Origin of the sequence: Streptomyces sp. NPDC046261 (genome assembly GCF_040646235.1) — a bacterium.
Taxonomy (GTDB): Bacteria; Actinomycetota; Actinomycetes; order Streptomycetales; family Streptomycetaceae; genus Streptomyces.
On record NZ_JBEYZU010000028.1, the window covers coordinates 40,065 to 64,268 of the forward strand.

At 70.7% G+C, this 24,204-nt stretch carries 16 protein-coding genes and 1 pseudogene; 5 read left to right on the top strand and 12 right to left on the bottom strand.

From position 1 onward, the window contains the following. Positions 1–124: 124 nt before the first annotated feature. A complete protein-coding gene (locus ABZ956_RS29050; protein WP_361899954.1) occupies positions 125–622 on the top strand; it encodes a GtrA family protein in 498 nt (165 codons plus the stop codon). On the opposite strand, the gene ABZ956_RS29055 is transcribed toward ABZ956_RS29050, so the two are convergent. The 4 genes from ABZ956_RS29055 to ABZ956_RS29070 form a co-directional block, all read right to left on the bottom strand. Continuing rightward, positions 550–1,704 carry a hypothetical protein gene (locus ABZ956_RS29055; protein ID WP_361899957.1) on the bottom strand — a complete coding sequence of 385 codons (1,155 nt, stop codon included), beginning with the start codon at positions 1,702–1,704 and terminating at the stop codon, positions 550–552. The genes ABZ956_RS29050 and ABZ956_RS29055 overlap by 73 nt on opposite strands. 83 nt (positions 1,705–1,787) lie before the next feature. Then, entirely contained in the window at positions 1,788–6,794 is a 5,007-nt protein-coding gene (locus tag ABZ956_RS29060; RefSeq protein WP_361899960.1) for an NAD-glutamate dehydrogenase, read from the bottom strand. 328 nt (positions 6,795–7,122) lie between these two features. Continuing rightward, positions 7,123–7,785 carry an HAD hydrolase-like protein gene (locus ABZ956_RS29065; RefSeq protein WP_361899999.1) on the bottom strand — a complete coding sequence of 221 codons (663 nt, stop codon included), beginning with the start codon at positions 7,783–7,785 and terminating at the stop codon, positions 7,123–7,125. Positions 7,786–7,882: 97 nt separating this feature from the next. Then, complete coding sequence (locus tag ABZ956_RS29070; RefSeq protein ID WP_361899963.1) at positions 7,883–8,386, bottom strand: hypothetical protein; 504 nt, start codon at positions 8,384–8,386, stop codon at positions 7,883–7,885. Positions 8,387–8,681: 295 nt separating this feature from the next. On the opposite strand from ABZ956_RS29070, the gene ABZ956_RS29075 reads away from it, so the two are divergent. Beyond that, positions 8,682–9,122, top strand: coding sequence for an Rv3235 family protein (locus ABZ956_RS29075; RefSeq protein ID WP_361899966.1), 441 nt, complete (start codon positions 8,682–8,684; stop codon positions 9,120–9,122). 66 nt (positions 9,123–9,188) lie between these two features. On the opposite strand, the gene secA is transcribed toward ABZ956_RS29075, so the two are convergent. Further along, positions 9,189–12,017 carry a preprotein translocase subunit SecA gene (gene secA / locus ABZ956_RS29080; protein WP_361899969.1) on the bottom strand — a complete coding sequence of 943 codons (2,829 nt, stop codon included), beginning with the start codon at positions 12,015–12,017 and terminating at the stop codon, positions 9,189–9,191. Between the two features lie 224 nt (positions 12,018–12,241). Here secA and ABZ956_RS29085 point away from each other — a divergent pair, with 224 nt between their 5' ends. Together ABZ956_RS29085 and ABZ956_RS29090 are read left to right on the top strand one after the other, a co-directional pair. Next, entirely contained in the window at positions 12,242–12,835 is a 594-nt protein-coding gene (locus ABZ956_RS29085) for a GNAT family N-acetyltransferase (protein WP_361899972.1), read from the top strand. An 80-nt stretch (positions 12,836–12,915) separates the two neighbouring features. Next, positions 12,916–14,088: a crosslink repair DNA glycosylase YcaQ family protein gene (locus tag ABZ956_RS29090; protein ID WP_361900002.1), complete on the top strand. Its 1,173-nt coding sequence runs from the start codon at positions 12,916–12,918 to the stop codon at positions 14,086–14,088. Between the two features lie 13 nt (positions 14,089–14,101). Here the strand turns inward: ABZ956_RS29090 and ABZ956_RS29095 are convergent. The 7 genes and pseudogenes from ABZ956_RS29095 to mtnA all read right to left on the bottom strand — a co-directional run. Further along, positions 14,102–14,770: pseudogene (locus tag ABZ956_RS29095) on the bottom strand (response regulator transcription factor); the annotation flags it as partial. A 301-nt stretch (positions 14,771–15,071) separates the two neighbouring features. Then, complete coding sequence (raiA, locus tag ABZ956_RS29100; protein WP_361899975.1) at positions 15,072–15,761, bottom strand: ribosome-associated translation inhibitor RaiA; 690 nt, start codon at positions 15,759–15,761, stop codon at positions 15,072–15,074. Between the two features lie 350 nt (positions 15,762–16,111). Further along, positions 16,112–16,837: a phosphoribosyltransferase family protein gene (locus tag ABZ956_RS29105; protein WP_361899978.1), complete on the bottom strand. Its 726-nt coding sequence runs from the start codon at positions 16,835–16,837 to the stop codon at positions 16,112–16,114. Positions 16,838–16,972: 135 nt separating this feature from the next. Beyond that, a complete protein-coding gene (locus ABZ956_RS29110) occupies positions 16,973–18,808 on the bottom strand; it encodes an LpqB family beta-propeller domain-containing protein (protein WP_361899981.1) in 1,836 nt (611 codons plus the stop codon). After that, a complete protein-coding gene (gene mtrB, locus ABZ956_RS29115; protein ID WP_361899984.1) occupies positions 18,792–20,819 on the bottom strand; it encodes an MtrAB system histidine kinase MtrB in 2,028 nt (675 codons plus the stop codon). The genes ABZ956_RS29110 and mtrB overlap by 17 nt, the downstream gene beginning before the upstream one ends. Position 20,820: 1 nt before the next feature. After that, positions 20,821–21,498, bottom strand: coding sequence for a two-component system response regulator MtrA (mtrA, locus tag ABZ956_RS29120; protein ID WP_055539974.1), 678 nt, complete (start codon positions 21,496–21,498; stop codon positions 20,821–20,823). Beyond that, the gene (gene mtnA / locus ABZ956_RS29125) at positions 21,495–22,625 is read right to left on the bottom strand and encodes an S-methyl-5-thioribose-1-phosphate isomerase (RefSeq protein ID WP_361899988.1); all 1,131 of its coding nucleotides are present in this window, start codon (positions 22,623–22,625) and stop codon (positions 21,495–21,497) included. The genes mtrA and mtnA overlap by 4 nt, the downstream gene beginning before the upstream one ends. A gap of 198 nt (positions 22,626–22,823) precedes the next feature. Between mtnA and ABZ956_RS29130 the strand changes: the two genes are divergently transcribed. After that, positions 22,824–23,951, top strand: a complete 1,128-nt coding sequence (locus tag ABZ956_RS29130) for a glycerophosphoryl diester phosphodiesterase membrane domain-containing protein (protein ID WP_361899991.1) — start codon at positions 22,824–22,826, stop codon at positions 23,949–23,951. Positions 23,952–24,204: the final 253 nt, after the last annotated feature.

The following is a 24,204-nucleotide window of genomic DNA, read 5'->3' on the forward strand; positions in this document are numbered from 1 at the left end:
CGGCAATTTACACTACAATCTGCTGTCTACGTGAAATGTCCGCTACGCGTGGCGACCGTATCTGGAGATGCCCTTGCGACCGACGCATTCGGGGGACAAGCGCCCGCCCGGCCGGACCCGCCTGATGGCACTCGGACACGAGTTCGCCAAATTCGGCACGGTGGGCGGACTGGGGATCTTCGTCAACCTCGGCGTCTTCAACATCTGCCGGGGGGCCACCGGACTGCCGGTGGTGCGGTGCAGTGTGATCGCGACCGCGGTCGCCATCGCCTTCAACTACCTGGGGCTGCGCTACTTCACCTATCGGGACCGCGACAAGAGCCACCGCAGCCGGGAGATCGCCCTCTTCGCGGTCTTCAGCGTCATCGGGCTGGTCATCGAGAACGGCGTCCTGTACATCGCCACCTACGGCTTCGGCTGGGACGGCCCCCTGCTCGGCAACCTCTTCAAGTTCCTGGGCATCGGCACGGCCACCCTGTTCCGCTTCTGGTCCTACCGGGCCTGGGTCTTCAGGACCCTGCCCGGCCGCGGCACCCGGCACGGCACCCGTCACGGCGATCCCTCGAACAGCACGAGCAATCCGGCCGCGTACCAACCCGAGACCACCGCACCTCCACCGTAGAGACAGATCCGCACACCAAGCGGAGCACGCGCGAGCGGCCGGGCCACCAACAGCAGCAGAACCGGCAGGAACGGCAGGATGAAACGGGGTTTGGAGTAGTGCGAGCCGGGCGTGCCCATCATCAGCACCCACGCCCCCGCGGCCAGCACCACCAGCACCCGCGGCACGTCCCTGTCCAGCGCCAGGGCCAGCACCGCCACGGCCGTCAGCAGCACCACGGCGAGCACGGCCGCGTGCCGGATGTCCTCGGGCGGGTCGTCGCCGTAGATCAGCAGCTCGCCGATGTAGCGCACCGTGCCGCTGCCGAAATCGAAGGACTGCCCCCAGGCCCGTTCCGCCTCGAACCAGCCGTCCCAGCGGCCCACCCGGCTGCCCAGGTACAGCCAGCCGCCCAGGAGCCCCAGCGGCGCCAGCACGAGCGCCACCCAGGGCCGCCAGCCGTCCCGGCCGCGCACCGCCGCCCAGCCGGCCGTCAGCACCAGCGTCGCGATCAGCACCACCGCCGTCGGCCGCACGGCACCGGCCAGCAGGCACAGCACACCGGCCGTCACCCACCGGCCCGCCATCAGCGCCACCAGCGCCCACACCAGGAGCGCGCTGAAGACCGCCTCCGAGTACGGCACCCACAGCGCGAAGGCGTACGGCGAACAGGACCACAGCGCCACGCACGCGTACCCCGCGCCGGACCCGCCCCCGGCCGACCGTACGAGCCGGTACACGCCCGCCGCGGCCACCGCCGCCGCGCACCAGGAGATCAGCACCCCCGCGTGGGCGAAGGACAGCCCCGTCAGTACGTGCACGCCGCGGATCAGCGCGGGGACGAGCGGGAAGAAGGCCAGCCGGTTGTACGCGGGCGTCCCGTCGGGCCGGTAGGGGATGAAACTCGGGTAGCCGCGCTCGGCGACCCGCAGGTAGTTGCCGCTGTCCCAGCGGTACAGCAGCCACTCCACGTCGTGTCCGAGGTGACGGTTGATCAGCAGGAGGACGGTGAAGCCGATGCCGGCCACCGCCAGATGGACGGCCACCGCGCCGGCCGTCTCCCGGCGCGCCGGGGTGGACACAAGCCGCGAAACGACTCTCATCCATCTCTCTTAGCACGCGAAAGGGGCGGCTCCAGGGGTTTTCCCCAGAGCCGCCCCTTTTACTTGAATACGGAGCCGGCGCCTCAGGCGTGCGAACGCAACAGCGTGCGCATCGTCCTCATGGCCACCGACAGATTCGCCAGGTCGAACGCGTCCGAACCGCGGATCTCGTCCAGCGTCGTGCGCGCCCGGGTGAGGATCGCGGCGTTCTTCTCCTCCCACGCCAGGAACCGCTGCTCCGGCGTGGAGGTGCCGTTGCCGACGGACAGGACCTCGGCGGTGAGCGCCGCGTGGGCGGAGTAGAGGTCCTCACGGATGGAGGCACGGGCCATGGACTGCCAGCGGTCGGACCGCGGCAGCTCGATGATCCGGTCCATCAGCTGCGAGATGTGCAGCCGGTCGCCCAGGTCGTAGTAGACCTCGGCCACGTCCAGCGGCGCCTTGCCGGTGCGGTCCGCGGTGGCCACGATGTCCAGCGCCGGGAAGACCGACGAGAAGCCGGCGACACGCGTCGCCAGGTCGTCGGGGACCCCGGCGGCGGTGAGCTCGTCGTGGATCGACTGCCACCACTCCATGTCGGCGCCGCGCAGCAGCTTGGGCAGCTCGCCCCAGACCGTGTCGACGTCGTCGCGGAAGAAGTCGATCGTCTCGGCCAGCTGCAGCGGCTGCGGCCGGTTGTTGAGCAGCCAGCGCGTGCCGCGCTCGACCAGACGACGCGAGTGCAGCCGGATCTGGGTCTGGACGTCGGCGGTGACGACATTGTCGAGCGCCTCGACGGCGTCCCACACGGCGTTCAGGCTGAAGATCTCCCGGGCGGCGGTCTGCGCCCGGACGATCTCCTCCAGGGACGCCCCGGTCTCCTCCCGCAGACGGTGCAGGAAGGTCGAGCCGCCGGAGTTGACCGTGTCGTTGACCAGGACGGTCGTGATGATCTCGCGACGCAGCGCGTGGCTGTCGATCTGCTCGCCGAACGACTGGCGCAGCGCCTGCGGGAAGTAGGCGTACAGCAGCCGCTGCAGGTACACGTCGTCGGGCAGCTCGGTGGCGAGCAGCTCCTCCGCCGTGGTGATCTTGATGTAGGCGAGGAGGACGGCCAGCTCGGGCTGGGTCAGCCCGCGGCCGGCGGACAGCCGCTCGCGGATCTGCCGGTCGGAGGGCAGGAACTCCAGGGCGCGGTCCAGGTGGCCGTCGCGGGTGAGCCTGCGCATGATCCGCTGGTGGGCGTGGAGCAGGCTGGGGGCCTGGGCCACACCGTTGGCCAGCGCGACGTTCTGCGCGTAGTTGTTGCGCAGGACCAGCTCGCCGACCTCGTCGGTCATCTCCGCCAGCAGCTTGTTGCGCTGCTTGACGGTCATGTCGCCTTCGGTGACGAGGCCGTTGAGCAGGATCTTGATGTTCACCTCGTGGTCGGAGGTGTCCACGCCGGCGCTGTTGTCGATGGCGTCGGTGTTGATCCTGCCGCCGGTGGACTCCGGTCCGCCGGACAGCGCGAACTCGATGCGGCCGAGCTGGGTCAGGCCCAGGTTGCCGCCCTCGCCGACGACCTTGACGCGCAGGTCCTGGCCGTCGACGCGGATGGCGTCGTTGGCCTTGTCGCCCACGTCGGCGTGCGACTCGGTGGACGCCTTGACGTACGTACCGATGCCGCCGTTCCACAGCAGGTCGACCGGCGAGCTGAGGATGGCCTTCATCAGCTCGGCGGGGGTCATCTTGGTGACGCCCGCCTCGATGCCGAGGGCCTGGCGTACGTGCGCGTTGACCGGGATCGACTTGGCGGTACGGGGGTGGACGCCACCGCCCGCGGACAGCAGGGAGGTGTCGTAGTCGGCCCACGAGGAGCGGGGCAGCTCGAACAGACGGCGGCGCTCGGCGTAGGAGACGGCCGCGTCCGGGGTGGGGTCGAGGAAGATGTGCCGGTGGTCGAAGGCGGCCACCAGGCGGATGTGCTCGGAGAGCAGCATGCCGTTGCCGAACACGTCACCGGACATGTCGCCGACACCGACGACCGTGAAGTCCTCGGTCTGGGTGTTGTGGCCCAGCTCCCGGAAGTGGCGCTTGACGGACTCCCAGGCACCCCGGGCGGTGATGCCCATGCCCTTGTGGTCGTAGCCGGCCGAGCCGCCGGAGGCGAAGGCGTCGCCGAGCCAGAAGCCGTAGGACTCGGCGACCTGGTTGGCGATGTCGGAGAAGGTCGCGGTGCCCTTGTCGGCGGCGACGACGAGGTAGGTGTCGTCCTCGTCGTGGCGCACGACGTCCTTGGGCGGCACGACCTCGCCGGCGACCATGTTGTCGGTGATGTCGAGCAGGCCGGAGATGAAGGTCTTGTACGAGGCGATGCCCTCGGCCAGCCACGCGTCGCGGTCCACGGACGGGTCCGGCAGCCGCTTGCCGACGAAGCCGCCCTTGGCGCCGACGGGCACGATGACGGTGTTCTTGACCATCTGCGCCTTGACCAGGCCCAGGACCTCGGTGCGGAAGTCCTCACGCCGGTCGGACCAGCGCAGACCACCGCGGGCGACCTTGCCGAAGCGCAGGTGCACGCCCTCGACGCGGGGGGAGTAGACCCAGATCTCGAACGCCGGGCGCGGGGCCGGCAGGTCCGGGATGGCCTGCGGGTCCAGCTTGATCGACAGGTACGGGTGCGGGTCGCCGGCCGCGTCGCGCTGGAAGTGGTTTGTGCGCAGCGTGGCCTTGATGACGGTGAGGAAGGCCCGCAGGATGCGGTCCTCGTCCAGGCTGGCGACCTGGTCCAGGGCGCCGTCCAGCTCCTCCAGCATCCCGTCGATCAGCTCGTTGCCGGCGCGCTGCAGCGCGGGCGACATCCGGGCCTCGAACAGGTTGACCAGGAGGCGGGTGGTGTGGACGTTGTTGCTGAGGGTGTCCTCCATGTACGCCTGGCTGAACGGCGAACCGGCCTGCCGCAAGTACTTGGCGTAGGCGCGCAGCACCATGGCCTGGCGCCAGTCGAGGCCGGCCTTCAGCACGAGCATGTTGAAGTTGTCGTTCTCCGCCTCGCCGGTCCAGACGGCCGCGAAGGCCTCCTGGAAGCGGGTGCGGGCGTCGTCGCCCTCGATGCGCTCGGGCATCCGGAGCCCGAAGTCGTAGATCCAGGCGGTCGTCCGGTCCGAGCAGCGCAGCTCGTACGGGCGCTCGTCGACGACCTCGACGCCGAGCCGGTGCAGGACCGGCAGCACGGCGGACAGGGAGACCGGCTCACCCGTGCGGTAGATCTTGAAGCGTCGCTCGCCGGGGCCGGCGCCGACCGGCTCGTAGAGGCTGAGGTCGAAGTCGTGGTCGCCGCCGGCCGCGGTCAGCTTCTCCAGGTGACCGAGGTCGGAGACGGCGTTGCGCGGGGTGTGGTCGGCCTTGTAGCCCTCGGGGAACGCCTGGCCGTAGCGGCGCAGCAGCTCGGCGGAGCGCTCCTCGCCGATCTCGGCGGTCAGGGTCTCGGCGAAGCCGTCCGCCCAGGAGCGGGCGGCCTCCACCAGGCGGGCCTCGATGCGCTCGACGTCGGCGTCGGTGAGGTCGGGCAGGGTGGCACCGGGCTCGACGCGGACGACGAAGTGCAGCCGGGAGAGGACCGACTCGGTGTTCCAGGCGGTGAAGTCGACGCTGGTGCCGCCGAGCTCCTCCTTGAGGATGTCGATCAGGCGCAGCCGCACGCCGGTGGTGTAGCGGTCGCGCGGCAGGTAGACCAGCGCGGAGTAGTAGCGCCCGTACTCGTCGCGGCGCAGGTACAGCCGCAGCCGGCGGCGCTCCTGGAGGTAGAGCACGCTGGTGGCGATGGCCCTGAGCTGGTCGGTTTCCGTCTGGAACAGCTCGTCGCGCGGGTAGGTCTCCAGGATCTGGAGCAGGTCGCGCCCGTCGTGGCTGTCGGGGCTGAAGCCGGCGTCGTCCAGGACCTTGGCGACCTTGCGGCGGATGACCGGGACGCGGCGGACGGATTCGGTGTACGCGGCGGAGGAGAACAGGCCCAGGAAGCGCCGCTCGCCGACGACGTTGCCCTCGGCGTCGAACTTCTTGACCCCGACGTAGTCGAGGTAGGACGGGCGGTGCACGGTGGCGCGGCTGTTGGCCTTGGTCAGGACGAGCAGCTTGTGCTCGCGGGCCTTGGCCCGGGCGTCCGCGGGGAGCCGGCTGAAGGACGGCGAGGAGGGGCGCGCCAGGGGCGCGTGGTGGCCGTCGTGGTGCCCGTCGGCGGTGTGGGAGGGGTCGGAGCGCAGGATGCCCAGGCCGGTGCCGGGAACGGCCGACAGGACGTCTTCCTCGCCGTTCTCGGTGGTGGCCTTGGTGAGGTCGTACTCGCGGTAGCCGAGGAAGGTGAAGTGGTCGGCGGCAAGCCAGCGCAGCAGCTCGCGGGCCTCGTCGAGCTCGGTGCGGGGGATGTCGTCGGTCGGCTCGTCGGCGAGGCCGTCGGCGATGCGCAGGGCGGCGTCGCGCATCTTGCCCCAGTCCTCGACGGTCTCGCGGACGTCGTTGAGGACGCGCAGCAGGTCGGCGGCGATCTGCTTGAGGTCGTCGCGGTCGGTCTCGCGGTCGATCTCGACGTGGATCCAGGACTCGATGAGCGCGTCGTGGGGCAGCTCGGCGTCCTTGCCGGCGCCGTGCGCGTCGCAGGCGGAGCCCAGGACCTCGAGGAGGCGGCCGGTCACATCGCGGCGGACGATCACCTGCGGGTGGATGACCAGGTGGATGCCGCGGCTCTGCCGGGAGAGCTCGTTGGTGACGGAGTCGACCAGGAAGGGCATGTCGTCGGTGACGACCTCGACGACGGAGTGGCTGGAGGTCCAGCCGTTCTCCTCCACGGTCGGGGTGTGGACGCGCACGTTGGCCGTGCCCTGCGGCCGGTTCTCGGCCAGCCGGTAGTGCGAGATCGCCGCGCCGTAGATGTCGACCGGGTCCCGTCCGGTGAGGTCCTCGGGGGCGGTGTGCAGGTAATAGCGCTGGAGGTAGGCGGCCAGGGTCGCCTGGTCGAGCCCGCCCTCACCCTTGGGTCCGGTCGGGTGTGGCCCCCCGGCCGGACCGCTCTCAGCGACGCGGGCCGCCCGCTCGAGCAATTCGGCCTTGGCTTCGTCCAGCTTGGTCTGCATGTCCTCTGGCTCCTGTCGCGCGCCGTTGCGTGACATAGGTGGTGATGGCTACCCGTCGCGACGCGGGGTCTCCGGTCGTCATCGACGGTATGCCGGGATGAGGGGTGGCCGGGCCATTCCGGGAGAACTTCGTCATCCGCGCCCGGTTCCAGGGACCAGCGGCGACCCGGGCGCTGTGGCGGCCCGGGCGCAGGACAGAGGCATCGGCGCCCCTGCGGGATATCGCGCTGATCACCTGGTAAGGCTATCGCTCTTCCCCCCGATGACGTCACGAGCTGCTTCTGTACAAATCAGGGGGCAGAACTTTGACGGTCTGGACAGCGACGGCTCAGCCGACGAGACGCTCGGCCTCCGCGACGGCCTCGGCCAGGGTGTCGACGACCGGCACCCCCGCCTCCGCCAGGCTCTCCCGGCTGTGGGAACCCCCCGTGTACAGCACGGAGTGGGCGCCCACGTGGGCCGCGGCCACCGCGTCGTCCACCGCGTCGCCGATGACGACCGTGCGGCCGGCGGTGATGCCGTCGAGCCCCGACAGATGGCGGGCCATGTGCTCGGTCTTGCTGCCGCCGGAAGGCCCCGTGCGCCCGTCCACCCGGATGAACATGCGCTCGATGCCGAAGCCCCGGACCAGCGGCAGCAGGTCCTCGTGCCCGTACATCGACATGATCGACTGGGTGCCGCCGGTCTTCTGCCAGCCGGCCAGCAGCGACTCCGCGCCGTCCGCGAGGCCGCAGCGTATGTGATGGTCCTGGTAGTGGCGGTGGAAGACCACGTCCATGTGGTCCCACTCGGCCTGGGTGGGCAGGCGGCCCATCAGCCGCTCGTAGAAGCGCGGGATCGGCACGCAGTACAGCTCCCGGTACCGGGCCAGGGTGATGGGTTCCAGGCCGATCTCCGCGAAGGCGGCGTTCGTCGCCGACATCACCGCGTCGATGTCGTGGAAGAGGGTGCCGTTCCAGTCCCAGACGATGTGCGCCGTGTGCTTGCCCATGCTGCTGTGCGTCCCCATGCGTCGACGGTACCGGGAGGCTATGACAACGGGGCCGACGTGGCCAAGGGGACCGGCGCGAGCGACCCGGCCGACGCCGTCAGACGAGGTTCGGGATCTCCTGGACGCCGAACCACATCAGCTCGTGGTCCTCGGCGCCGTCCACCGTGAACTGCGCGTCGTCGTCGCCCTGGTCCGCCGCGCCCAGCGCGGCGGCCGCGGCGGCCACGTCCTCCTCCGCGTCGTCGGCGTCGATGTGCACGGCCGCGGCCTTCTTCAGCGGCACCGGCTCCTTCAGGCGCACCGCGCCGAACTCCGACTGGTCCAGGCCGCGCTCCGCCTCGACGCTCACGGCGCCGTCCGGCACGTCGACGGCCACGACCACGCGCCGGCGCGGCGCACCCGGCTCGGCCGCCAGCTGCCGCAGCGAGCCCAGGGCGGCCCGGCTGAGCGCCGCGTACTCCAGCTCCTCGATGTCGTCGGAGACGTACCACTCGCGCAGGGCGGGGGTGACGGCGTAGGCGTCCAGCGGGGCCGGGCCCAGCTGGCCCGCCTTGTGCGCCTCGGCGAGACCATGGAGGGTCAGAGGGACGTAGACGCGCATGACCGCCGCTTTCCTGATTCCTGACGACTTACGGATGGTGGTGCCAGCATACGGGCGCGAGTACCCCTTCGAAGTGCCGGTGGCCCCCGGTGCACGGGGCCGCCGGACCCCTCCTCCGCGCGCCGCGCCCGTCCGGCACGGCCCGCCTCCCCCGGATAGGTGAACACGGCCGGCCCTTCCGCGGCCGCCCGCTCCTCCTTGCCGCCCGCCCGAGGACGCCGGTAGAAGATCACCGACCGAAGCTACCGCCCGGTATGGCACACCGCCCCGGGCCCGGCGTCGCGGGGGCGATCGCATGTACAGGACCAGGGGACCGGCAGGCACCAGGCACGTGGGGCCGCCGCGGCGTACGGACGCCCGGCGCCCGGGAGCCGACCCCGCGGCCCGGCGCCGCGAGCGGGAGCGGCGGCACCCGCGCTACTGGTTCGCCGAGCGGCTGCTGCTCACCCTCAGCGGGCAGCGTCCGGTGCACTGGATGCTCGGGCACACCCTTCCCCCGGCCTACGACCAGCTGGCCCGGCTGGCGCCGGGGGCGCCCCTGCGCCCCGCGCCGCCGCAGCGCGCCATCCCGTTCGTACGCCACTGCGACGAGTTCCAGCCCCGGCCCGGGGTGATCGAGGCGTTCGCCCGCATCGCCGCCGGCGACCGGCTGCAGGCGCTGGCCTTCCGGCTGGAGCACTGCCCGGACCACAGGTGGCGCTGCGCGGCCGTGGAGCTGGGCGGGGCCCGCACCTGACCGGCGCATGCGGAAGGGGGCGGGACACGTGAGGTGTCCCGCCCCCTTCCGGAGCCACTGCGGCGATTACTTCTTGCGGCGGCGGCCGCCACCGTTCTTCTGCGCCTTGCGGCGCTCGGCGCGGGTCATGCCGTCCGCCTCGGAGCGGAACTCACCGGTGTCGTCGTTGGTGAAGTCGCCCTCGACCACGCCGCCCTCGCCGTCCACCGTGGGGGCGGAGAAGTGCAGCCGGTCGGGCCGCTGCGGGACGTCGAGGCCCTTGGCGCGGATCTCGGGCCGGGCGGCGGGCACGGCGTTCTCGGCGCCGGCCTTCTGCAGGGACGGGACCTGCGCGCCCTCCTCGACCGGGACCTCCTCGAGCTGCTGGTCGACCTGGACCTCCAGGTTGAACAGGTAGCCGACGGACTCCTCCTTGATGCCCTCCATCATGGCGGTGAACATGTCGAAGCCCTCGCGCTGGTACTCGACCAGCGGGTCCTTCTGGGCCATGGCCCGCAGGCCGATGCCCTCCTGGAGGTAGTCCATCTCGTAGAGGTGCTCACGCCACTTGCGGTCCAGGACGGACAGCACGACGCGGCGCTCCAGCTCACGCATGATCTCGGAGCCGAGCTGCTCCTCGCGGGCCGCGTACTGCTCGTGGATGTCGTCCTTGATGGACTCGGCGATGAACTCGGCGGTGATGCCCGCACGGTCGCCGGCCGCGTCCTCCAGCTCCTCGATGGTGACCTTCACCGGGTAGAGCTGCTTGAACGCGCTCCACAGCCGCTCCAGGTCCCACTCCTCCGCGAAGCCCTCGACGGTCTCCTGGCGGATGTAGTCGTCGATGGTGTCGTCCATGAAGTGCTTGATCTGCTCCTGCAGATCCTCGCCCTCCAGGACGCGGCGGCGCTCGGCGTAGATGACCTCGCGCTGGCGGTTGAGGACCTCGTCGTACTTCAGGACGTTCTTACGCGTCTCGAAGTTCTGCTGCTCGACCTGCGACTGGGCGGAGGCGATGGCGCGGGTGACCATCTTGTTCTCGATCGGCACGTCGTCGGGCACGTTGGCCATGGCCATCACGCGCTCGACCATCTGGGCCTTGAACAGACGCATCAGGTCGTCGCCCAGCGACAGGTAGAAGCGGGACTCGCCCGGGTCGCCCTGACGGCCGGAACGACCGCGCAGCTGGTTGTCGATACGCCGCGACTCGTGGCGCTCGGTGCCCAGGACGTACAGGCCGCCGAGCGACTTGACCTCCTCGAACTCGGCCTTGACCGCGGCCTCGGCCTTCTCCAGGGCGCCCGGCAGCGCGGCCGCCCACTCGTCGATGTGCTCCTCCGGGTCCAGGCCGCGCTGGCGCAGCTCCGCCTCGGCGAGGTCGTCGGGGTTGCCACCGAGCTTGATGTCGGTACCACGGCCGGCCATGTTGGTGGCGACCGTGACGGCGCCCTTGCGGCCGGCCTGGGCGACGATCTGGGCCTCGCGCTCGTGGTGCTTGGCGTTGAGCACCTCGTGCGGGATGCCGCGCTTGGCCAGCTGCTGCGAGAGGTACTCGGACTTCTCGACCGAGGTGGTGCCGACCAGGATCGGCTGGCCCTTCTCGTGCTTCTCGGCGATGTCCTCGACCACGGCGGCGAACTTCGCGACCTCGGTGCGGTAGATCAGGTCCGACTGGTCCTGGCGCTGCATCGGCCGGTTCGTCGGGATCGGCACGACGCCGAGCTTGTAGATCTGGTGGAACTCGGCGGCCTCGGTCATGGCCGTACCGGTCATACCGGACAGCTTGCTGTAGAGGCGGAAGAAGTTCTGCAGGGTGATCGTGGCGAGGGTCTGGTTCTCGTCCTTGATGTCCACCCCTTCCTTCGCCTCGATCGCCTGGTGCATGCCCTCGTTGTAGCGGCGGCCGGCGAGGATACGGCCGGTGTGCTCGTCGACGATCATGACTTCGCCGTCCATGACGACGTAGTCCTTGTCCTTCTTGAACAGTTCCTTCGCCTTGATGGCGTTGTTCAGATATCCGACGAGGGGGGTGTTGACCGACTCGTACAGATTGTCGATGCCCAGCCAGTCCTCGACCTTGGCCACACCGGCCTCGTGGATGGCGACGGTGCGCTTCTTCTCGTCGACCTCGTAGTCGCCGGTCTCCTCGATGCCCCGCTGCGGGTTGGCGGGCTCGCCCTTGGTGAGCCGCGTGACCAGCTTGGCGAAGTCGCCGTACCACTTGGTGGCCTGGTCGGCCGGGCCGGAGATGATCAGCGGCGTACGGGCCTCGTCGACCAGGATGGAGTCGACCTCGTCGACGACCGCGAAGTTGTGGCCGCGCTGGACGAGCTCGTCCTGCGACCAGGCCATGTTGTCGCGCAGGTAGTCGAAGCCGAACTCGTTGTTCGTGCCGTACGTGATGTCGCAGCCGTACTGCTCGCGGCGCTGCGCCGGGGTCATGTTGGCGAGGATGCAGCCGACCGACAGGCCGAGGAACTTGTGCACCCGGCCCATCAACTCGGAGTCGCGCTCGGCGAGGTAGTCGTTGACCGTGATCAGGTGCACGCCCTTGCCGGACAGCGCGTTCAGATACGCCGGGAGGGTGCCGACGAGGGTCTTGCCCTCACCGGTCTTCATCTCCGCGACGTACCCCATGTGCAGGGCGGCGCCACCCATGAGCTGGACGTCGTAGTGACGCTGGCCGAGCACGCGCTTGGCCGCCTCACGGACGGTCGCGAACGCCTCGGGCAGCAGGTCGTCGAGGCTCTCGCCGTCGGCGTACCGCTGCTTGTACTCCTCGGTCAGCGCGCGCAGCTCGGCGTCGGAGAGGTTCAGGAAGTCCTCTTCGATGGAATTGACCTGGTCCGCGATGCGGTGCAGTTTGCGCAGGATCTTGCCTTCTCCTGCACGCATGATCTTGCCGAAGACGGACACGTAGGCTGGCTCCTTGCCGGTCGGGCCTGGGCACGGTCGGGTGCGCGGGCACGACGGGACAGTCCCCGCCGCAACGGCCATCGTAAGCGAGGACCCCACCGCGCCGGGAGGTCCGTCGTCACCGAGGCCGGGTGTCACCCGCAGTGAGAACGAATGCCGCGTCCGGAAAGTGCCGGGCACCGATATTCGGACACGGTTTCCGCCGCCGAATCTAGACTCCGTCCATGGAGCCCATACGTCTGACCACCCAGCGGCTGGAGCTGCGCCCCTTCACCTCCGCCGACGTCCCCGCCGTGCACGCCGCCTGCCAGGATCCGGACATTCCGCGCTATACCAGTGTGCCCTCGCCTTATACGCCGGAGGACGCCCGGGTCTTCGTCGAGGAGACCTGCCCGCGCGGCTGGGCCGACGACTCCATGTACACGTTCGGCGTCTTCACCCGGGACGGGGACCACCTGGCCGGCTCGATGTGCCTGGTGCGGCTCGCGCAGCTGCGCACCCCCGAGCGGCAGGCGGAGCTCGGCTACTGGACGGCCAAGGAGCAGCGCGGCCGGGGCCACACCGCGGAGGCGGCGCGCGAGGTGATCCGCTGGGCCTTCGAGGACCTGGGCGTGGAGCGGATGGAGTGGTACGCCGAGGCCGGCAACGAGGGCTCGCGCGGCGTCGCCCTCAAGGCGGGCTTCCGGATGGAGGGCACCATGCGCTCGAAGATCGTCTACAACGGCACCCGGCGCGACGCCTGGACCGGCTCCCTGCTCCCCTCGGACCTGGGGATGCCGACGCGGACCCCCTACCTGCCGTTTCCCGGGCGCGGCTGACCGTTTCCCGGGGACTGTCAGTGGCCGCCTCTAGGGTGACCCGTATGACAACTGCCGCCACCGCCAAGGGCCGTACGGCCATGTCAGGACGTACGGCCGGGGCCGGGCTCCGGCTCTCCGCCGACGAGGCCCGGCGCCTGGCGCTGCGCGCCCAGGGCCTGCTCGGGGCCCCCGACCGGCGGGCGGGCGCCCGTGGGGTGCTGCGCCGGCTGGGCGCGGTGCAGCTGGACACGATCTCGGTGCTGGCCCGCTCCCACGAACTGGTGCCGTACGCGCGCCTGGGCGCCGTCGGGCGCTCAGCGGTCGAGTCGGCGTACTGGAGCGGCGACCACGCCTTCGAGTACTGGTCGCACGCGGCGTGCGTACTGCCGGTCGAGGAGTGGCCGCACTTCGCCTTCCGGCGCCGGGCCATGAAGGCGCGCGGCCACCGCTGGCACGTGATGCGGGACTCCGAGCGCTCGTGCGCGGACGTCCGGGACCGGCTCAGGGCCGAGGGCCCCCTGACGGCAACGGAATTGGGCGGCGCCAAGAACGGCGGCGAGTGGTACGACTGGTCCGAGACGAAGATCGCGGTGGAGTGGCTGCTGGACACCGGCGAGGTGGTCTGCACCCGTCGGCGCGGCTGGAAGCGGGTGTACGACCTGGCCGAGCGGGCGGTCCCGGACGCCCTCCTGCACGACGACATCGACGACGCCGAGTGCGTGCGGCGCCTGGTCGCGCAGGCCGGCGCCGCGATGGGGGTGGCCACCCGGGCCGACCTGGCGGACTATCACCGGCTCAGGGGCGATCAGGTCGACGCCGTCATAGGCGGGACAGGCCTGGTGCCGGTGGAGGTGGAGGGCTGGCCCAAGCCGGCCTGGGCGGACCCGGCGGCGCTGGCCGACGAGCCCCGGGGGCGGCATCGCACGACGCTGCTGTCACCGTTCGACTCGCTGATCTGGGACCGGCCGCGCACCGAGCGGCTGTTCGGCTTCACGCACCGGCTGGAGGCCTACGTCCCCAAGGCGAAGCGGGTGCACGGCTACTTCGCCATGCCGCTGCTGACGGGCGGCCGGCTGGCGGGGCGGGTGGACCCGGCGCGCGAGGGCCGCACGCTGGTGGCACGGCAGGTGTCGATGGCGGGGCCCAAGGCCGTGGAACCCATGGCCCGGGCGCTGTGGGAGGCGGCCGCGTGGGTGGGGTGCGACGCCGTGCGCATCGAGCGCTGTGACGACGCGAAGCTGGCCGCCGCGCTGAGGTCCGCCCTCGGTTGATCCGCTCGGCGGATCACCGGATCTCGAGGATCTTCTCCCTCATCGCGTAGACCACCGCCTCCATCCTGGAGTGCAGCTGCAGCTTCTCCAGGATGTTGCGGACGTGGTTCTTGACCGTGTTCTCGCTGATGAACAACTCCTTGGCGATGTCACGGTTGTTCATGCCCGTCGCGACGAGCTTCAGCACCTCCAGCTCGCGGTCGGTGAGCCGGGGCGCCGGCACCAGCCGGCGCTCGTCGGTGCGCTGGATCATCGACTTGAACTCGGTGAGCAGCTTGGACGCCATCGACGGGCTGATCTGGGACTGGCCGTCCGCCACCGCCCGGATCGCGGTCGCCACCTCGTCGGTGGAGATCTCCTTCAGGAGATAGCCGGTGGCCCCGGCCTTGATGGCATCGTAGAGGTCGGCTTCCTCGTCACTGATCGTCAGCATGATGATTTTCGCGCTGGGCGCCACCTCCTTGATGGAGGTACAGGCCTCGATGCCACCGCGCTTGGGCATCCGCACGTCCATCAGCACGATGTCCGGCAGCAGGTCGGCCGCCTTGTCGACCGCCTCCGCGCCGTCCCCGGCCTCGCCCACGACCTGGATGTCCTCCTCGTGCGCCAGCACGATCTCCAGCCCCCGGCGGAAGAGGGCGTGGTCGTCCACGACCAGGACCCGGATGGGTTCCTCCCGCGTGGCGCCCCGGTCCGCGCGGGCGCTCTCGTCGTCGTCCTCGCCGGGCACGCTCACGGGCCCGAACCTGTCCGCCATCGTTCCTCCCCCAGAAGGCCATGGCCCCTTGCGGTTGCACTGTCTGCGCCGCGCCAACCCGTTCCGGCGGACCGGCGGTTGGCCTCGACCATGATTTCATGCCGGACCGCTCTTCCATGGCCGCATGGATCGGTGCCCCGGGAGCGCGTCAACGCTCCGAGGGCACCGGGGCGGGCCGGCGGCTCACGCGCGCCCCGGCCGCACACGGCGGCCGGGGCACCGCGGATCAGCCGCCGAGCTCACCGCCCGCACCACCGGGCTCACCGGTGTAGAAGGGGTCGCTGTTGAGACGGATGACGCCGTAGTCGTAGGCGTGCCGCCGGTAGACGACACTGGGCATCTTCGTCTCGGAGTCGACGAACAGATAGAAGTCGTGGCCGACCAACTCCATTTCGTAGAGTGCCTGGTCGAGCGCCATGGGGGCCGCGGAGTGCGTCTTCTCGCGGACCACCAGGGGGCCTTCGCCCCGGATCTCCAGCGGTCCCATATGGGTGACGGGCACCTCGCCCGTCTCCTGCTCCGCGGTGAGTTCGCCCCTGTCGTTGAGTTCCGCCGCACCGTTGACCAGCGCCCCGACGCCACTCGCCGGGATGCGTCCGTTGCCCCGGCGGGCGAGACGCTTGTCGTGCTGCTTGCGCATCCGCGCCTCGAGCTTGCCCGCGGCCAGATCGAGCGCGGCGTAGGGATCCGTCGCTGCGGCCTCCGCCCTGATCACCGGTCCACGGGAACGCACGGTGATCTCCACGCGGTCGGAGCGGTCAGACTGCCTGGGGTTGGGCTCCTTGGACACCTCCACGTCGAGGCTGATCACCTTGCCGTCAAGCTTCTGGATCTTGTCCAGCTTCAGCTTCTCGGCCACGTGCTTGCGAAACCGCTCGGGGACCTCTGTCTTGCGGCCCTTGACGACGATGTCCACGCAGAACTCCGTTCCCGGATCGCCCCGCCGAAGGTTGCGGAGCGCATCCCTCTTGCATCAGGCCCCGGGGATACCCGGAGCCACCGACTAGGCGGTTTTCACCTCCTCCTCCCCCGTCGACAAGATCTGCACCCCATCGCTTCCTGGCGCTTCCCGCTTGTCACACGTACTTGTCACAAGCTTCATCGAAGGCATACGAAGCGCGCCAATCGGAGATATGAGGCATAGCCCTTGCCATTCCTCACAACCGAACATATCTCGCTCGGAAGCCCGTCGGTACCCCCTACCTCAACGTACCTCCATTCAGGTGTTTTCCCGCCGTTTCCATCAGGAACGAAGGGCGTTCTCCGTCAGTTCCGGTTGGATTCGAAAGCTCGTGGAGCAGCGGCGACCACGGCGGCTCCCACGATCCGCCCGCCGGCCCCCGAGACCGCACGCGCGGCCTCCGCCAGCGAGGCTCCGGTCGTCATCAGATCGTCGACCAGCACGACCGGCCCTCCTTCCCTCCAGAGGCGGTCCACGCCCCCGACTACCCCCATCGCCCCCGACACATTCACCCTGCGCTGCCCGGCGTCGAGCCCCGACTGGTCTGCGACGGCCCGGCACAGCCGCAGCACCGCCGCCACCCGCGCGGGCACCCCGGCCGACCGCAGCGCCCGGGCCGCCGCCAGGCCGATCCGCCGTCCCGGATCGTGGCCCCGCCCGGCCACCGCGCGCCGCGCGGAAGGCACCGGGACGAGCAGCAATGGGCCTCTGCGGGCCCGTACGCCCCACCCCGCACCTGAGCAACCGGCCACCCGCACCGCGCCCGCCAGCGCGGCGCCCAGCGGTTCCGCCAGCGGCAGTCCACCCCGCTCCTTGTGCGCGAGCAGCACCGACCGCACCGCGTCGCCGTACCGCGCGGCGGCGTGCACGGGCGGCAACCCCGCCGGCACCGGGTCCGGCCACACTCGTCGCGCCGCCCGTCCGCACAGCGCGTCGCGGCACTCACCGCACAGCACAACCCGGGGCCTGCCGCACCCCGCGCAATCCGCCGGCAGCACCAAACCGGCGATCTCCTGCCACCACCCGCCCATGCACCCACTGTCCCGCCGCCGCCGCGAGCCCGCCACCCCTGTGGATAACTCCCGCACGGCCCCATGACCAGCGGCTCCGCGCGGGCCGGACACCTCCGTGGAGCCGTGTACGCGCGTACGCCCGGTGACCGGCCCCTACCCCGGGTAGACCGGCGCCGAGCCTTCCTTGCCCACGAGCTTCCAGTTCGTGTCCGGCTGCAGCCGCACGATCCCGCCCTCGCCCTCGGCGACCAGCGTCTGCGCCTTGCCGGGGGTCTCAGGAGCGGCCACACCGCGCACACTGGTGATGCCCGGCAGCCCCGAACCGTTGGTCTGGGAACCGTCCGTCTCGATGTACTGCAACTGCTGCAGTCCGCCCTGCTCGCTGCCCGCCACCAGCAGTCGGCTCGCGCCCGCCCACGAAACGGCGTTCACTTCCTCAAGCCGGGGCGCGACGGAGCGCAGCTCCTGCACCGACAGGCTCGGCCGCCCCGCGCTCCCCTGCCGCTCGACCCTGCCAAGCTTGAGGACCGTATGGTCGCCCTTCGTCACCAGCAGCGCGATCCGTACCCCGTCCGCCGACACCCGCAGGCCCGTGATCCGCCCGCCGTCGAGCCCGGGCACCCGGACTTCCTCCGGCGTACCCGTACCGCCGGCCAGCCGCAGCAGCCGCGGCCGCTCCTGGTCCTGGTCGGCGACCCACAGATCACCCAGCCCGTCCCAGCTCGGCGCCGTCAGCCCCGCCTTCGCGGGCGTACCGCCCTGCACGTTCAACCGGGCATCGCCCAGCGCCGCGCCCGACTGGAGCGAGGTGACGTACAACGACTGCCCGTTGGCGGACACCGCCGCCGCCCGGCGCTCGGAGCGGTCCACCGCCACCGACCGCCACTGCACCGGCCCGTCCGCACCGAGGGGCCCCGCCACCCGGCGCGGCTGCTCGTCACCGTCGGCCAGGCTCACGATCCGCCGCTGCCCGTCCACGAAGTACTGCCGGTCCGGGCGCCCCGACGTCTGGTCGGGCGCGTAGTACTTCGCCTGTTCCTTGCCGAGCGCACACAGCCGGGAGCCGTCCTTGCGCTGCAGCGTCACATCGGTGACCTTGGCCGACTCCTGCACCGTGTAGAGCAACTGAGCGGCCATCCGCAGGCACTGCTCCTGGTTGGCGCCCGCCGCCCGCTCGTTCAGCCGCACCTTCAGGGCGTTGGAGTCGTCGAGCGACAGCCGGTGGTCCTCCACCCGCGTCCCCGTCGGGAAGGCGGTACCCGCGACCGGGTCGAGCCAGGTCGTCGGCCCGTCCAGCAGGGCCTTCACCGTCGACGTCACGGGGTCTATCCGCTTGCGCAGATAGACGGGATCGGCGACGAGCACGTCCCGTGCCCGGTCACCGCCACCACCGGACCCCAGCTCGGCAAAATAGTACTTATTGACCGAGCGGTAGATGCGCTGGAACTCGGACGCGCCCAGCACCAGGCCCGGGTCGAGCGCGTCGATGCGCCACTCGCCGTTCTCGCGCGCCAGATGCAGCTGCGCCTTGTAGTCCCGCTCGTCCGGCTTGTACGCGTGTTTGGCGTCCACCACCGCGATCTGCTTGCCGGTGAGCGTGACGGTGTACGCCTGCTCACGGTCACCGCCGACGCGCTCCACACGCACCTGCGGCGTCCGGTCCAGCACGATGGTCGACGCCGACGGGTCCCACTGCCGCTTCACGGCCTTCGCCAGGTACATCCGGGCCGTGTCGTAGTCCGGGTCGTCGCTCGTCGTCGCCTCCAGGAAGCCCGCCACGAGCTCCAGCGGCTGCTCGTTCTTGCGCGGCGGCACCCCGTACACCCGCACCTGCGCGTCGGCGTCCGCGCGCTGTGAGGAGTCCACGGAATTGACCGAACCGCTGTCCGGCATGGACGCGCAGCCCGCCAGCAGGCTCCCGCCCGCCGCCAGCGCGAGGAGGCCCGCCACCGGACGCCCGCCGCGACCGCCCTTAACCCTGACCGTCACGGTCGCCTCCGGTCCCGCTGTCGCCGCGAGGCGCCTCGCCGTCCGCCGCGCCGCCGGCCGTGCCCTTGTCCGTGCCGTTCGTCCGGTCGCCGGGCGCCTTCTCACCACTCTTGTCGCCGCCCAGCGGCCCGCCCGGCCGCGTCACCACGCGCGCGCCGTTGCCCGGCAGCGCCGTCGGGTCGGCCGTAGGCCGTACGTTCTTGTTCTGCAACGGTACGGGCGATCCCCGGCCCGGCGGCGCCGGCGGCGTGCCGGCCTCGTTCAGCCCGCGGTTGCGCCGGGAGTCCTCGGGCTCGAGCGGGATCGGCGAACCACGCAGCGGATCACCCGCCGTGCGCGGCAGCGTCAGCCGGAACTGCGAGCCGCCGCCCGGCTCGCCCCACGCCTGCAGCCAGCCACCGTGCAGACGCGCGTCCTCCACGGCGATCGACAGGCCCAGACCGGTGCCACCGGTCGTCCGGGCCCGGGCCGGATCGGCGCGCCAGAACCGGTTGAACACCCGCGTCGCCTCGCCGGGCTTGAGGCCCACGCCGTAGTCGCGCACCGCGACCGCCACCGCACCGCCGGCCGTGGCCAGCCGCACGATCACATCCCGGCCCTCGCCGTGCTCGACGGCGTTGACCACCAGGTTGCGCAGGATGCGCTCCACGCGCCGGGCGTCCGCCTCGGCGATCACCGGCTGCTCGGTGCCGCGCACCAGCAGCCGGCTGCCCTTGCGGTCCGCCAGCGGCAGCGCGCCCTCCAGCACCCGGTTCACCACGTCGCGCAGGTCTATCGGCTCGGCCTCCAGCGCCGCCGCACCCGCGTCGAAACGACTGATCTCCAGCAGATCGGCCAGCAGCGACTCGAAGCGGTCGAGCTGCCCGAACAGCAGCTCGGCCGAGCGCGCGGTGACCGGATCGAAGGTGTCGCGCGCCTCGTGAATGACGTCCGCCGCCATCCGTACGGTCGTCAGTGGCGTCCGCAGCTCGTGCGAGACGTCGGAGACGAACCGCCGCTGCATCCGCGACAGCTCCTCCAGCTGCTGGATCTTGACCTGTAGGTTCTGCGCCATCTTGTTGAAGGCTTCACCCAGACGTGCGATGTCGTCCTCGCCGGTGACCTTCATCCGCTCCTGCAGCACACCCGCCGCGAGCCGCTCGGAGATGCTCGCCGCCATCCGCACCGGCGTGACGATCTGCCGTACCACCAGCCACGCGATGGCGCCCAGCAGCACCACCACGAACACCCCGGCGGTCGCCAGCGTGCCCTTGACCAGGCTGAGCGACTTCTCCTCCTGGGTGAACGGGAAGAGGTAGTAGAGCTGATACGGCTTCCCGTTGACGTCGTAGAGCTGCTTGCCGACGATCAGCGCCGGCTCCCCCTCGTCGGAGGCACCGCGCTTGATCGTGCCGGGCTTCTCGAACGTGCCCGGGCGGCGGTCCAGCTGCTTGCGCAGGTCGGTCGGCACGCTGTGCTCGGGATCGATGTCCCCCGAGGCGCGCGGGCCGCCCGCACTGAGCGCCACCACGTGGTAGACGCCCTGCCCACCACTGGCGAGCTGCTGCACGAGCGCCGTCAGCCACGCCCCGGAATCGGGTTTCCCCCGGCCACCGGACTGCGAACCGTCCTGGCCGCGCCCCTCGGCACCGGGGTCGGCGGCATCACGCGCCGCCTTGAACCCACCCTCGGCCTGGCTCTGCGAAGCGTGCCGCTTGGCGTCCAGCAGACCGTTGCGCACCTGCCCGATGACGACGACACCGAGCAGCAGCACCACACCGAGCGACATCACCAGCGTGGTCGCGACCACCCGCAGCTGGATGTTGCGCCGCCACAGCCGCATCGCGGGCAGCAGCGGACGGCGCACCCAGCGCACGTACAGGCGCAGCAGCGGATGGACGGGCGCCGCGCCCGCGCCGTCGGACAGCATCTTCCCGGCACGCCACAGGCGACGGAAGAACGATATGCCGCCCGCCGCCGTGTCGACGGGCCGCTCCGGGCCCCGCTCCGGAGCGGCACCGTTGCCGGTCATGTCAGCTCGGCCCGGCCTTGTAGCCCACGCCACGGACGGTCACCACGATCTCCGGCCGCTCGGGGTCCTTCTCGACCTTCGAGCGCAGCCGCTGCACGTGCACGTTCACCAGCCGCGTATCGGCGGCGTGGCGGTAGCCCCAGACCTGCTCCAGCAGCACCTCGCGGGTGAACACCTGCCACGGCTTACGGGCGAGCGCCACCAGCAGGTCGAACTCCAGCGGCGTCAGCGCGATCGACTGACCGTCGCGCTTGACCGAGTGCCCCGCCACGTCGATCACGAGATCGCCGATGGCCAGCTGCTCCGGCGCGGGCTCCTCCGACCTGCGCAGCCGGGCCCGGATGCGGGCCACCAGCTCCTTGGGCTTGAACGGCTTGACGATGTAGTCGTCGGCGCCGGACTCCAGCCCGACCACCACATCCACCGTGTCGCTCTTCGCCGTCAGCATCACGATCGGCACGCCGGACTCGGCCCGGATCAGTCTGCACACCTCAATGCCGTCACGGCCGGGCAGCATCAGATCGAGCAATACAAGATCAGGTTTGACCTCTCGAAAAGCAGCCAGTGCCTTGTCGCCGTCCGCTACAAACGACGGCTCGAAACCTTCACCACGAAGCACAATTCCGAGCATCTCGGCCAGTGCTGTGTCGTCGTCGACGACAAGGACGCGTCCCTTCATATCGACATCATCCCATTACCCGATCGTGACCTGGCACACAGCTCCGCCAAACCCGCCTCCGTCACGGGGGAAACAACGCCGTTTTCCGTGACAATCGCGGTCACCAACTCGGGCGGTGTGACATCGAACGCAGGGTTGTACGCCTGAGTCCCCAGGGGTGCGACGGGCACTCCGGCCTCCGCACCGGGCAGTTCCGTCACCTCGTGACCGGGCCGCTGTTCCACCTCGATGGCCCCGCCTTCGCCGGTCCCGAGGTCCACGGTCGTCGTTGGGGCTACGACGATGAACGGCACGTGGTGATAGCGCGCCAGTACGGCCAGCGGATAGCTGCCCACCTTGTTGGCCACCGAGCCGTCGGCCGCTATCCGGTCCGCGCCTATCAGCACCGCGTCCACCTCGCCCGCCGAGAACAACGAGCCGGCCGCATTGTCCGTGAGCAGGGTGTACGGCATTCCCGCACGCGCCGCCTCGTAGGCGGTCAGCCGGGCCCCTTGCAGCAGCGGACGCGTCTCGTCGACCCACAGCCGCCGCAGCTCCCCGATGCGGTGCGCCGCGCCCACCACGGCCAGCGCCGTGCCCTCGCCGCCGGAGACCAGCGCACCGGTATTGCAGTGGGTCAGGACGCGGAAGCCGCCGCCCGGCAGCAGCTCCTGCAGCAGGGCCAGGCCGTGCGCCGCCATGCAGGCGCTGGCCTCGGCGTCCTCGGCGTGCAGGGCCCGGGCCTCGGCCAGGGCGACCGCGGCGGCACGTTCGGGCTCTGAGCCCCCCTTCAGGGCCCCCTGATAGGCATCCAGGGCCCGCCGGACCCCGTAGGCCAGGTTCACGGCCGTCGGACGGGCGTGGGCGAGCAGCTCGGCCGCCCCGTCCACGTCGAAGCCGCGTGCGGCCGCGAGCGCGACCCCGTAGGCCCCGGCGACCCCGAGCAGCGGAGCGCCACGGACGGCGAGCGTGCGGACCGCCTCGACGAGCGCGGGTACATCGGTGCAGACCAGCTCGATCTCGTCCGTGGGAAGCCGCCGCTGATCCAGCAGGATGATCACTGGGCCTTCGGGCAGTTCCTCCCAGCGCAGGGCGGGGACAGGGGAAGTTCCGGTCAAGGACTGGGGTGCCGAGTGCTGATCAGCCATTAGTCCAGTCTGCCCCGCATACACCAACTATTGAAGGGCTCCTCTGCCCCGCTCCCCCTTACGTGGCGCGCCACTCCGCCGTGGCGTCACGAGCCCACGGGGTGCCCGGGAGGCGCGTGACACGATGACCGCACTGGCAACCGGGCCCGGGCGCCCGCCGCACGGCGAAGAAACGGGCATCAGAAGGAGCAGCACAAAATGAACGACTCTCCGGGCCGGACCCCGACCGGCCGGGACCGGGCGCGCGCCGACAGCAGCAAGGGCCACGGCAGCGGAAACAGCGATGCCGGCAAGGGTGGCGGCTGGGGCTCAGGAGGCGCCGGCCGGGGTCAGGCGGGCGGCGGCTGGGGCAACACCCCCTGGCGCCCATCGGTCCCCCCGGCACCCCAGCCCGGCGTGATTCCGCTCCGGCCGCTGGGCGTGGGCGAAATCCTGGACGGCGCCTTCACCACGGCACGCAAGTACTGGCGGACCGCCCTCGGGGTGTCGCTGGCGGTGGCCGTGGTGACCCAGGCGGTACGAACGGTGGTCACGGGCCTCTGGTTCCGGGACCTGGTGGATCTGAGCGAACTCCCCGATCAGGAGACGGCAAGCCTGCAGGAGCTCGTGGACGCCCTCAAACAGGCCCTGAGCGGCCTGGCCGTCGCCTCGCTGGTCGGGCTCGTCGGCTCCATCATCGCGGCCGCCATGCTCACCGTGGTGGTCAGCCGCGCCGTCCTGGGCCGCCCGGCCCCGGCGCGCGAGACGTGGGCGGCCGCCCGCCCCCGCCTGCTCGCCATGACGGGGCTGTTCTGCCTCGTCACCCTGCTGATCACCGGCTCGTTCGCCGTGGGCCTGGCGCCGGGGCTCCTGCTCGTCGGGGCCGGAAACGAGACCGGTGGAGCCGCGCTGGCGGCTCTGGGCGCGCTGGCCGGCATGGTGGCTGCGGCATGGGTGTGGATTCGCTACTCGCTCGCGGCGCCGGCTCTGATACTGGAGAAGCAGGGCGTGATCGCGGCCATGCGGCGCTCCGGGAAACTCGTACGCGGCTCGTGGTGGAGAATCTTCGGAATACAGCTCCTGGCCACGCTCCTGGTTTTCATGGTGAGCGCAATCGTCGAGATCCCCGCCAACGTCATTGAATTGATCATGAGCGGTGGTTCGCCGGATGCCGTCCCGACGGACTGGCCCTCTTTGATCACCAGCGGTATCAGCGCGACCATCAGCTCTGCTCTTACCCTGCCGATTACGGCCGGTGTCACCGCGCTCCTCTATATGGACCAGCGCATCCGGCGTGAATCGCTCGACATCGAGCTGGCCCGTGCGGCCGGCTACGGGACCGAGTAAAGAGTGAGCGGCAGATAAGAGCCGGTCTGGTCTCCCGGGGGCGCGGATGGGCGTCCCCGGGAGACCACGTTCCCAGGAGACCAGACGACGGGCCGGTTTACGGTGGGTTCCGCGTTACGGCAGGTTCCGTGCCGGAAATGCAAGAAAGCCCTGGCAGAGACCTTTCGGTCCCCACCAGGGCTTTCTTGAATAATTGTTCGGCGGCGTCCTACTCTCCCACAGGGTCCCCCCTGCAGTACCATCGGCGCTGAAA